The sequence below is a fragment of the Bacteroides rodentium JCM 16496 genome (assembly GCF_000614125.1).
Taxonomy (GTDB): Bacteria; Bacteroidota; Bacteroidia; order Bacteroidales; family Bacteroidaceae; genus Bacteroides; species Bacteroides rodentium.
The window spans coordinates 22,110-32,989 of the sequence record NZ_BAKJ01000047.1; the positions used below are offsets into that span (position 1 = coordinate 22,110).

Here is a 10,880-nt window from a genome sequence, read left to right on the forward strand (position 1 = left end):
TGAGCTTGGATGTACTCTCTCCCAATTAATTAGTTATATATCAGTGGATGAAACATTTTTTAGTGCAGGAAGTAATTTTCTGTTTTATGTTCGTTAACAAATCGGGTGGAAAGTATTCTTGTTTTTGCAGGTTCATCCCACGGAAAAATCCTATATTTGCCACTTACATAAGGAATATGTATGGAAACCAAATCTACGCTCTATAATGAGTTCCCTCTTTTTCTGAAGCGATATTTTCCCTATAAGGTACAGAAAATATCGCTGAATGCCGGTTTTACGTGCCCCAACCGGGATGGAAACAAAGGAGTCGGCGGTTGCACCTATTGCAACAACCAGACCTTCAACCCCGATTATTGCCGTACGGAGAAATCCATTACCCGCCAGCTGGAAGAGGTAAGCAGTTCTTTGCACACAAATATCCGGAGATGAAGTATCTCGCCTATTTCCAGGCCTATACCAATACGTATGGCGAATTGGAAGACCTGAAGCGGAAATACGAGGAGGCCTTGTCGGCAGACGGAGTGGTGGGCCTGGTTATCGGCACCCGTCCGGACTGTATGCCCGACAGCCTGCTGGACTATCTGGAGGAGATGAACCGGCATACGTTCCTTTTAGTGGAGTACGGCATAGAGAGTACCGACGACAAGACACTTTGCCGCATCAATCGCGGGCATACTTTCCATGCCGCCGCCGATGCGGTGGAAAGAACCGCTTCGCGCGGAATACTGACCGGTGGGCATGTCATCCTCGGACTGCCGGGCGAGACGCACGAAAGTATCGTAGCACAAGCCGGTGTGTTGTCCCGCCTGCCACTCACTACCTTGAAGATGCACCAGTTGCAACTGATAAGGGGTACCCGCATGGCTCTGGAGTACCGGCAGCATCCCGAAGATTTCCATCTGTTTGACGTGGAGGAATATATCGACCTCGTGATAGACTATATCGAGCATCTGCGGCCGGACTTGGTGCTGGAGCGTTTTGTCTCCCAGTCTCCTAAGGAACTGCTCATTGCACCCGACTGGGGACTGAAAAATTATGAATTTAATCATCGGGTTCAAAAAAGAATGAAAGAACTCGGTGCATATCAGGGAAAGAAGTATGAAATGTGAGAAAAAAGAATTATTTTTGCCGCAACTTTAAATATGGAATCAATCTAAATAAAGAATAATTATGAACCCAAAAACAGTGATAAAAGGAAAAATCCACTACGTGGGAGTGAATGACCGCAATAAGCATTTGTTTGAAGGTATGTGGCCGTTGCCGTATGGGGTTTCCTACAACTCTTACCTGATAGACGATGAAACGGTCGCTTTGGTCGATACGGTAGACATCTGCTACTTCGAGGTGTATCTGCGCAAGATAAAGAGTATCATCGGCGAGCGCCCCATCCAATATCTCATCATCAACCATATGGAACCGGACCATTCGGGCTCTATCCGCCTGATAAAGCAGCATTATCCCGACATCATCATCGTGGGCAACAAGCAGACTTTCGGCATGATAGAGGGCTTTTATGGCGTGACGGGCGAACAATACATGGTGAAGGACGAGGATTTTCTGGCTTTGGGACATCATAAACTCCGTTTCTATATGACTCCGATGGTGCACTGGCCCGAGACGATGATGACTTTTGACGAAACGGAAGGAGTTCTTTTCGCCGGTGACGGTTTCGGCTGTTTCGGCACGTTGGACGGAGGATTCCTGGATACCCGCATCAATCTGGACAGATACTGGGATGAGATGGTTCGCTACTATTCCAACATTGTAGGAAAGTACGGTTCTCCGGTGCAGAAGGCGTTGGCTAAGCTGGGTGGTCTGCCCATTTCCACCATCTGCTCTACGCACGGACCGGTGTGGACGGAAAACATAGCCAAGGTTATCGGTATCTATGACAAGTTGAGTCGTTACGCCGCTGACGAAGGTGTGGTCATTGCTTACGGTTCCATGTACGGCAACACGGAGCAGATGGCGGAAGCCATTGCGGCGGAACTTTCTGCACAAGGCATCAAGAACATCGTGATGCACAATGTGAGCAAGAGCAATCCTTCTTATATCATTGCCGATATCTTCAAGTATCGAGGACTCATCATTGGCGGTCCCACATACAGCAACCAGATTTATCCTGAGATAGAATCCTTGCTTTCCAAGATTCTGGTACGCGAAGTGAAGGGACGTTATCTGGGATACTTCGGCTCCTTCTGCTGGGCGGGTGCTGCCGTGAAGCGTATGGGCGAGTTTGCCGAAAAGAGCAAGTTCGAGATTGTGGGCGACCCGGTAGAGATGAAGCAGGCCATGAAAGACATTACTTACGAACAATGCGAAAACCTGGCACGTGCCATGGCAGAGCGTTTGAAGAAGGATAGAAGTAGATAAGGATTAAGGATTAGGGATTAAGGTTGGTGTTGTAATCCTTTATCCTTTATCCCTAATCCTTTATCCCTAACCCCAGACTCTTAAAAATACGTTTATTAACCTAATAAAAACAATCTCATGAGACTAATCATTCAACCGGATTATCAATCCGTATCAAAGTGGGCGGCACATTATGTGGCTGCCAAAATCAAGGCTGCTAATCCGACACCTGAAAAACCGTTTGTATTGGGATGCCCCACCGGTTCTTCTCCGTTGGGCATGTACAAGGAACTTATCGACCTGAACAAGAAAGGCATCGTGTCTTTCCAGAACGTAGTGACTTTCAATATGGACGAGTATGTAGGTTTGCCCAAGGAACATCCCGAAAGCTACTATTCCTTTATGTGGAACAACTTCTTCAGCCATATAGACATCAAGCCGGAGAACACCAATATCCTTAACGGCAACGCTGCCGACCTGGATGCCGAGTGTGCACGCTATGAAGAGAAAATCAAGTCCTACGGCGGCATCGACCTCTTCATGGGCGGTATCGGCCCCGACGGACATATCGCTTTCAACGAGCCGGGTTCTTCCCTTTCGTCGCGCACCCGCCAGAAGACATTGACTACCGATACCATCATTGCCAACTCCCGTTTCTTTGACAACGACGTGAACAAGGTGCCCAAGACTGCCCTGACCGTCGGTGTGGGTACTGTGCTCAGCGCCCGCGAGGTAATGATTATCGTAAACGGACACAACAAGGCACGTGCCCTCTATCATGCAGTCGAGGGTCCCGTGATGCAGATGTGGACCATCAGCGCCTTGCAGATGCACGAAAAGGGTATCATCGTTTGTGACGATGCGGCTACCGAAGAATTGAAGGTGGGTACTTACCGCTACTTCAAGGATATTGAGGCGGAGCACCTGGATGCGGAAAGTTTGCTGAAGTAAGCAGATAGCAAATTAAATGAAAAGCGTATTGGCGGTAAGACTTGTTTAAGTCAGGCTGCCAATGCGCTTTTTCGTTTTCTGCAAATTCACCATATATTGTGAAATCCTTTGTTTCTTAATCTTTTTTTGCTACATTTGTACTGAATCCACCATATATTGTGAATATGAACTTGAAGGAAATAGGAAAACTTATTCGGGAAAAGCGTAAGGAAAGCCTGCTTGACCAAGCTACAGTTGCTACTTTGGCAGGGGTAGGCATCAATACACTGATGCGCATAGAGCGGGGAGAAGGAAATCCTTGTTTTGATGTCTTGCATCGGGTTTTGGCTGTGTTGGGATTGGAAATGATTGTTCAATAATTAAAAGTAATGACAGATGGAGAGGAGAGCAGCGGTATATGTAAAAGGAACATTTGCCGGTATCTTGACTGAAACAGACGGTAAACATTATGCATTCCGGTATGATGATGCTTACTTTAATGATGTGTCTAAACCGGCAGTTTCTCTGACTATGCCGAAAGACTGTCAAGAGTATCATTCCTCATTTCTTTTTCCGGTCTTTTTCAATATGACTTCTGAAGGTGAGAACCGCCGGATTCAGTCACGCTTGTTGAAGATTGATGAGAAAGATGATTTCGGAATTCTTTTGGCAACTGCACATACCGATACGATTGGTGCTATTACGGTAAAACCTTTAATAAAATGAAAGAAGATAAATATCACATTTGCCCTTCTTTGTTGCAGCGGGTGAAAGGCGAATCCGGTTATTCTGCAAAAGCGGAAAAGCTTTTGTTTGATGGAGTAAGCGTGTCTCCGATTTTGCCTTATGAAAACTTGGATACAGACCCTTCTGTAATAGACACTTTTACGGACAATAGTAAACGGATTTCTCTTTCGGGGGTACAAATAAAATTTTCTTTGCTGGTTGATGGTGGAGTGTTGCGTTTGACAACGGCTTCCGAACAAGGTCTATATATTCTTAAACCTAAGCCCGGACATATTCGGAATGCTGTCTACTGTGCTGCCAATGAGCATTTGACGATGCAGATAGCTTCTCAAATATTCAAAATTCAGACAGCTCCTAATGGATTGTGTTTTTTCAGTAGTGGAGAACCTGCTTATTTTGTGCGTCGTTTTGACATCGTCGGTGATGAGAAGCTGAGAAAGGAAGATTTTGCAGCTTTGGCAGGTTTGACAAATAGGCAGGGAGGTTCTAACTATAAATATGATCATTTGTCGTATCAAGATTTTGCCGTACTTATTGACCGTTATAGCTCTATGCCGATGGTAGATAAATACCGTTTCTTTACGTTGATGGTTTTCAATTATGTCTTTTGTAACGGGGATGCCCATTTGAAGAATTTTTCTTTGTTGGAGGACAATCGTGGCAAGTTCAAACTATCTCCGGCTTATGATTTGTTGAATACCCGTTTGCATGTGGATGATGAGATATTTGCAATGCGTAGAGGTTTGTTTTCAGAACCTAAGTCTGGATATTTTTACGGTTCGTCGTTGGCAGTAGTAGGACGTACTTTTTTTGAATTTGGCAGACTGATAGGGCTTCCGGATACAAGTATAAAGAATGTACTGGATTCCTTCTGTGAAATCCGGCCTGAGACGGATGAACTGATTGACAACTCTTTTTTGTCCGACGACTTGAAGAAAGAATATAAGTTGAATTATAAAGGAAGAATAAATAGCTATTTGACGATTAGGGAATAACTATGCTTGTTATGAGCTCGGAATTCTCAGAAAAAGGTTATAGCACATTTTACTCTCATACCCTCATAAATCTTTCGAAACCTTTTATTCATGGGTACTCCGGCTATGAAAGCAGCTATGAGGGTAACTATGGGAGCACATTCTTACCCTCATCGATCTGTTTTAACATACTTGTAAATCCGGCTTCTGTATGCTCGCTGCATTTTTACTGCAAGCGCTATGCAGTATCACTGCAAAATGTATGCAATGACTTTGCAGTGGCAAGTTGCTGATTACGAATTCAGTAGCCACTTCCATGCCGGTATCATTTGGATGGCTTTTCCTTCTTTCTCCAATCTGCTTTCCTCGTCTCTGGTGATGATGAGCAGATTGTCACATCCGGTGGTGGCTGATGCTTCCAGCAACATAAGAAATCTTTCCTGAATAAGAGGAATAATGTAGTGAAAAGTTTCCTTTTTCTTAGGAATCCCTCTGTGCGATGATGCTTTGGGCAGGCTACGGAAAACTCATTGAATCTCTGCTACACCTCCTCGCACACCGCCATCTCCATCCCCCGATATACCACCACAATCTTGTGCAGCGTGGTGTGCTTCACGGCGTTCCGCACCGTTTCGCTGTCGGCATACCGGTTGGCTTGGGCGATGCCTGCTTGGCGGAGCTTTTCCACCGCTTCGTCACTCTCTTTTCCTTTGGCATATTTCAGTTCGACGATGTAGCTGTGCGTCATGTCCTTATAGATGTCGGTAAGGGGCATGAGGAAGAGGTCGGCGTAGCCCTCTTGGGTATCCTGCTCGGACACGGGGCGATAGAAGCGGTTCTGGGCAGTCATGGCGAGGGTGAAGCCATGTACGAAAGATTCTCCTTTCTGCTTGTCCCGTTGGGAGGCATAGCGGTGCAGGCAGTCGGCGATGTAGCCGAAGTAGGGATGCCATTCGCCGAGGTAGGCGAGGCGGGAGGCCAGTTCATCCTTTTGGTAGCTGTCAAAGCTTAAATCATTTTCGTGGTAAGTGTCCAGCAGGTAGGCAAACAATTGCTCGCGCACCACTTGGTTAGGAATGGTGAGCTTGGTTTTTCCCATGTAGGTTCCACTGACGGTGAGCATCCCGAAGTAGAACAGCAGGCTGACGAAGTTGTCGGGGTCTGTAATCTGTTCGGCGGGAAAGCCCGTTTTCAGGTTTCCCGTCACATAGCCTTGCTGCACGAGGGTCTGGATGACAGAGGCATCATGCGCAAACTCCTTGTCCTTGCGGATGAGCATACGCAATTTGTTGTAGTCCACACGGATGTTCTCTTCAATCATGTTGCGAGGCAGATTACCACCGTTTCGGATGTAGTTGTCTATGAAGTAGAGCACCATGTTGGAGTTGAACATGGATGTCCGTCCGTATGTCTCTTCTGCAAAGCAATAGTTGTCGTACCACGGTTTCATCAGTTCAATCAGTTCATCCACCGTGTGATGGAACTCGCAGGTGGTGGAATAATACGCCAGCATCTCGCGTACGTCCTCTTCCGTGAATCCGGTCAGCTCATTGAATTCGGGGGAGAGGGAGTAGTTGGTGCCGATGTTGAATCCGCTGGTCAGGTCGTCCATCGTCACGGGGCTTACGCCGGTGACGAAGCACCGCTTGATGGAGGAGTAGGTACCCGCCTTCACGGTGTCGAAGAAGCTGCGCAGATAGCCCGTGCCGTGCGTTTCGCTCTTGTAGCCGTCCAGGCAGGCGGGTTCGGACAGTATCTTGTTGGTGAAGTGGTCGTACTCGTCGATGAAGAGGAAGATTTGCCGGCCTGCTTTATAGCACTCCTTGTAGAGGTAGTCCAATTGCTCCACGGCTCCCTGCTTCTCGTTCATCTTCTCCTTGATGTCTTTGGGCAGATACTCGGCATATACGTCACAGAAGAAGTCGAATTCGGTGTTGCAATGCGCGTCAAGCGATTGGCGGTAGCTGTGCAGCTCGGCATTCACTACGGCGAAGTTCAGGTAAATCACGAGGTAGGAGTTTCGCTCCTCCGTGGGATGCTCGCCGATGTAGAGCCCGCCGTACCATTTTTCGAAATTCGCCTTGTCGCGCACGTCATAGTAGTGGTGCAGCATGGAGATGGTGAGACTTTTGCCGAACCGCCTTGGACGGATGTAGAAGAAGTACTTGTTGGCATCCTCTATCATGGGGATGAAACGGGTTTTGTCCACGTAGTAACAATTGTCTTCGCGGACATCGATAAAGTTCATCATTCCGTAGGGAATACGCTTGCGCTTGGGTCTTTCGTACATGGCAATCAGGGTTTTGATTGGCACAAATGTATGAATTTAATTTGATTTTCCCAATTGCTTGCTCCTTTTGCGTCAGGCAGTGGGGATGAAAAAAGGGCGTGCTTTCCCCTTTTTTGCGGAATATGTGCTATCTTTGTCATACTTATAATTAAAAACAGTAGCAGCTATGGAATTGAGTGGCAGACGTTATCCGATAGGGATACAGAATTTTGAGGAACTTCGTAACCGGAATTGTGTGTATGTGGATAAGACGGAGCTGGTTTATAAACTGGCGAATACTGGTTTGTACTACTTTTTCAACCGTCCTCGCCGTTTTGGCAAGAGCCTGCTTGTGTCTACGCTGGAGGCTTACTTCCAGGGTAAAAAGGAACTTTTCAAAGGTTTGGCGATGGAACGGCTGGAGCAGGATTGGGAATCCTACCCGGTGTTGCACATCGATTTCAGTCTGACGAAATATACCGAAGTCCGTGATTTGACGGGGCAATTGAACTTGTTTTTATCCCGTTGGGAGGAGATTTATGGAAAAAAGGAAGAGGAAACAGGGGCAGCTGCCCGCCTGCAAGGCATCATCTGCGTGCCTACGCCAAGACCGGTAAACAGGTTGTAGTGCTGATTGACGAATACGATGCCCCTTTGCTCGACAGCAATTCCGATGCGGTGCTGCAACAATAGCTCCGCACGGAGATGCGCAAGTTCTTCAGTCCCCTCAAAGGATTGGGTCAATACCTTCGTTTTCTGTTCATTACGGGCATCAGCAAGTTCAGCCAGCTGAGCATCTTCAGCGGACTGAACAATTTGCAGAACATCAGCATGCGCGATGACTTCAGTGCCCTTTGCGGCATCACCGAGGAAGAGTTGTTGACACAACTGAAATCCGATATCGAGCAGATGGCAGCCGCCAATGGCGAGACTTACGAGGAGGCTTGCGAACATTTGAAATACCAATACAACGGTTATCATTTCAGTAAGGGATGCGCTGATATTTACAATCCGTTCAGCTTGTTCAATGCTTTCAATTCCAAGGAGTACAAGAACTATTGGTTCTCTACGGGCACGCCTACTTTCCTGATAGATATACTTAGACATGCCGATTTCGATGTACGTGCCTTGGAAGGGGTTGAGGCTACCGATGAGCAGTTTGATGCGCCTACGGAACAGATTACAAGCCCCATCCCGGTGCTCTACCAGAGTGGTTACCTGACCATTAAGGGTTATGACCGTGATTTCCAAATCTATCGTTTGGCCTATCCCAATGGTGAGGTTCGTAAAGGTTTCATTGAATCCCTGCTTCCCTCTTACGTGCACTTGCCTGCCCAGAACAATACTTTCTACGTCGTCTCTTTCCTTCGCGACTTGATGAAGGGTGATGTGGAGAGTTGCTTGGAGCGTACCCGTTCCTTCTTCGCTTCCATTCCCAATGATTTGGAGAATAAGACCGAAAAGCATTATCAGACCATCTTCTATTTGTTGTTCCGGTTGATGGGGCAATATGTGGATTCGGAAGTGAAGAGTGCCGTAGGCCGTGCGGACGTGGTGGTGAAGCTGCAGGATGCTATTTATGTTTTCGAGTTCAAGTACGACGGCACCCCGGAAGAGGCATTGGCGCAGATTGACAGCAAGCAGTATGCCATTCCTTACCGGGTGGACGGCAGACGTGTGGTGAAGATTGGCGTGAACTTTGACAGTGCCACGCGGACGATTGGCGGGTGGAAAATTGCAGAAGCGGATTAGAAACTCTTGTCAGTATGCTTATGCCATATTTTTATGGTTTTCTCGTTTTTCTTCAAGTTTTTTACCTGCTGCGCAATGGTATCTTACCATCCTTTATTAGGCAAATAGTAAGAAGATGATTAAGATGGGTGTCTCTTGTAAAAAAAAATATCTAACTTTGAGGCGGATTAATATTTGAACACACACAACATGGACGAGAAAAGAGAGAGACGGCAAATGCTATTGATATACGTAGCCATAGGTGTTGTGGCAGCGGTAATTACCGGTTGGTTCTTGTATCAGAACCGTATGGAGTTCTGGAAGACACAAGCACGCAGTGCTTTTCGTGTGGCTTTGGGAGAAGAGTTGCAGAAACAAAAGGTGGAGATACCTTTCCATATGCAGGGGGATATTAATTTATCCATCGTGGATGCCAATGACCAAAAGAAAGAACCGATAACGGTATCTATGGTAAGTGAATATGGAGAAAAAGATTTCATCATTCCTTATGAAAAGCATATTCATAATATAGAACGCCCTTCTGATTGGAGGGTGATACGCTCGATTGTGCTTGAAGAACGTCCTTTGATTGCTGACTCTTTGGACTTGGTATGGAAGAATTTATTGGGACGGATTGAATATCCCGGAAAAACGGTGGTACGTGTCTCTGTGTTGGATTGGTGGGAACATGAGACTTGTAGTTATTCTGGTGACTCTCTCTATTTGTCGAAATCAGATAGTTTGGTTGCTCATTATTTAGGATATAGATGCGAAGTGGGGGTTACCGGATACCTTTATGGTCCTTGGTGGGTGATTCTTTCTTGGAAAGATATGCTTCTGTTGGGTGCTTTGATTGTCGGTTGCATATTGCTGTTCTTTGTGCAGGATTATGTGGATAGAATTTATCGTCGTCTTTTCGTAAAGAATATTCCGGTTGTTATTGAAAAGGAAATTCCGGTAATTGCCTGCCATGAAAGCCAATCGCATATTTATCGGTTGGAAGATGGATTACGCTTTGATGCTGATTTAAATATGCTGAAAAAGGGTGATGCTTGTGTGAAGTTGGCTCCATTATCAGCCAAATTGCTACAAGGTTTTTTGGATATGGAAGATTGTAGATTGTCCAATGATGAAATTCTGTGTTTATTGTGGCCGAATGGTAATGGAACTTCGGATAAGCTGTATACAAATGTCAGAAGATTGCGTGGATATTTATCTCAAATTTCAAATTATACAATAGAAAATGAAAACTTCAGTTATCAATTAAAAAAGTCCCATTTCATCGAAGAAAATTCCGTGTAAGTAGGCCTATACTATAAGCTGACAATAACTGACAATCAAGTAAAAACATACATTGTCAGTTATTGTCAGCCCTAAAATTGGGATGAAGTTTTTGTTTTCCGTTACCTTTGCCACCATCATTCAAATAACAACTATTAATGTGAAAAACATGAAAAAGAAATTCTTATTTATTGGTTTTGTTTTGGTGGCGGCAGTCGCTTCTTTTCAATTAAATTCTAAAAGCAAAAATTTGGAGCGCTTGATGTTGGAGAATATAGAGGCTTTGGCGTATGGTGAAACGGGTAACGTTTATATTTGTGCTGGCGTAGGCTCTGTGGATTGTCCGATAAGTAGTAGTAAGGTAAAATATGTTGCAAAAGATTATAGCTTGAAGAACTTTATTAACATATTGTTCTTGTTCATTACTTTAGCGACTTGTACATCTACTCCAAATGGTGACGGGATGCTTTATGCCGACTTCCCACAAATGCAGGAACTGAAAGGAACAGTTATTCCGCTGGATACCGCTTTGTTCCGCTACCCTTTCCGTATTCGGATGCAGGGAGATAAGGCTGTGGTGATGGATTTGCATGGAA

9 protein-coding genes and 2 pseudogenes are annotated in these 10,880 nt (G+C 45.7%); 9 read left to right on the forward strand and 2 right to left on the reverse strand.

Annotation, left to right across the window (positions count from 1 at the left end; translation table 11 throughout):
* Positions 1 to 180: 180 nt before the first annotated feature.
* The 6 genes and pseudogenes from mnmL (at position 181) to JCM16496_RS16825 (ending at position 5,024) form a co-directional block, all read left to right on the forward strand.
* Positions 181 to 1,109, forward strand: a pseudogene (gene mnmL, locus JCM16496_RS16800) (tRNA modification radical SAM protein MnmL/YtqA).
* Positions 1,110 to 1,170: 61 nt separating this feature from the next.
* The gene (locus JCM16496_RS16805) at positions 1,171 to 2,373 is read left to right on the forward strand and encodes an FprA family A-type flavoprotein (protein WP_025835715.1); all 1,203 of its coding nucleotides are present in this window, start codon (positions 1,171 to 1,173) and stop codon (positions 2,371 to 2,373) included.
* 117 nt (positions 2,374 to 2,490) lie between these two features.
* Positions 2,491 to 3,303 carry a glucosamine-6-phosphate deaminase gene (gene nagB / locus JCM16496_RS16810; protein WP_005835260.1) on the forward strand — a complete coding sequence of 271 codons (813 nt, stop codon included), beginning with the start codon at positions 2,491 to 2,493 and terminating at the stop codon, positions 3,301 to 3,303.
* A 164-nt stretch (positions 3,304 to 3,467) separates the two neighbouring features.
* Entirely contained in the window at positions 3,468 to 3,662 is a 195-nt protein-coding gene (locus tag JCM16496_RS16815) for a helix-turn-helix domain-containing protein (RefSeq protein ID WP_025835717.1), read from the forward strand.
* 16 nt (positions 3,663 to 3,678) lie between these two features.
* Positions 3,679 to 4,008: a HipA N-terminal domain-containing protein gene (locus JCM16496_RS16820; protein ID WP_025835720.1), complete on the forward strand. Its 330-nt coding sequence runs from the start codon at positions 3,679 to 3,681 to the stop codon at positions 4,006 to 4,008.
* On the forward strand, positions 4,005 to 5,024 hold the full coding sequence (locus JCM16496_RS16825) for a type II toxin-antitoxin system HipA family toxin (RefSeq protein ID WP_025835721.1): 1,020 nt from the start codon (positions 4,005 to 4,007) through the stop codon (positions 5,022 to 5,024). The genes JCM16496_RS16820 and JCM16496_RS16825 overlap by 4 nt, the downstream gene beginning before the upstream one ends.
* A gap of 272 nt (positions 5,025 to 5,296) precedes the next feature.
* On the opposite strand, the gene JCM16496_RS24710 is transcribed toward JCM16496_RS16825, so the two are convergent.
* Together JCM16496_RS24710 and JCM16496_RS16840 are read right to left on the reverse strand one after the other, a co-directional pair.
* Positions 5,297 to 5,431: a hypothetical protein gene (locus JCM16496_RS24710; RefSeq protein WP_262482783.1), complete on the reverse strand. Its 135-nt coding sequence runs from the start codon at positions 5,429 to 5,431 to the stop codon at positions 5,297 to 5,299.
* Positions 5,432 to 5,544: 113 nt separating this feature from the next.
* Complete coding sequence (locus JCM16496_RS16840) at positions 5,545 to 7,293, reverse strand: ATP-binding protein (RefSeq protein WP_025835726.1); 1,749 nt, start codon at positions 7,291 to 7,293, stop codon at positions 5,545 to 5,547.
* 166 nt (positions 7,294 to 7,459) lie between these two features.
* On the opposite strand from JCM16496_RS16840, the pseudogene JCM16496_RS16845 reads away from it, so the two are divergent.
* From JCM16496_RS16845 to JCM16496_RS22165, 3 genes and pseudogenes are all read left to right on the forward strand, one after another.
* A pseudogene (locus JCM16496_RS16845) lies at positions 7,460 to 9,024 on the forward strand (ATP-binding protein).
* Between the two features lie 189 nt (positions 9,025 to 9,213).
* Entirely contained in the window at positions 9,214 to 10,305 is a 1,092-nt protein-coding gene (locus JCM16496_RS16850; RefSeq protein WP_244440458.1) for a winged helix-turn-helix domain-containing protein, read from the forward strand.
* Between the two features lie 148 nt (positions 10,306 to 10,453).
* A partial coding sequence (locus tag JCM16496_RS22165; RefSeq protein WP_244440459.1) for an NVEALA domain-containing protein occupies positions 10,454 to 10,880 on the forward strand: 427 nt, incomplete at its 3' end.

Coding starts and splice junctions, on each gene's coding strand:
- JCM16496_RS16805 (WP_025835715.1), top strand. CDS start 1,171: ATGAACCCAAAAACAGTGATAAAAGGAAAAATCCACTACGTGGGAGTG.
- JCM16496_RS16850 (WP_244440458.1), top strand. CDS start 9,214: ATGGACGAGAAAAGAGAGAGACGGCAAATGCTATTGATATACGTAGCC.
- JCM16496_RS16825 (WP_025835721.1), top strand. CDS start 4,005: ATGAAAGAAGATAAATATCACATTTGCCCTTCTTTGTTGCAGCGGGTG.
- JCM16496_RS24710 (WP_262482783.1), bottom strand. CDS start 5,431: ATGTTGCTGGAAGCATCAGCCACCACCGGATGTGACAATCTGCTCATC.
- JCM16496_RS16820 (WP_025835720.1), top strand. CDS start 3,679: ATGGAGAGGAGAGCAGCGGTATATGTAAAAGGAACATTTGCCGGTATC.
- JCM16496_RS16840 (WP_025835726.1), bottom strand. CDS start 7,293: ATGTACGAAAGACCCAAGCGCAAGCGTATTCCCTACGGAATGATGAAC.
- nagB (WP_005835260.1), top strand. CDS start 2,491: ATGAGACTAATCATTCAACCGGATTATCAATCCGTATCAAAGTGGGCG.
- JCM16496_RS16815 (WP_025835717.1), top strand. CDS start 3,468: ATGAACTTGAAGGAAATAGGAAAACTTATTCGGGAAAAGCGTAAGGAA.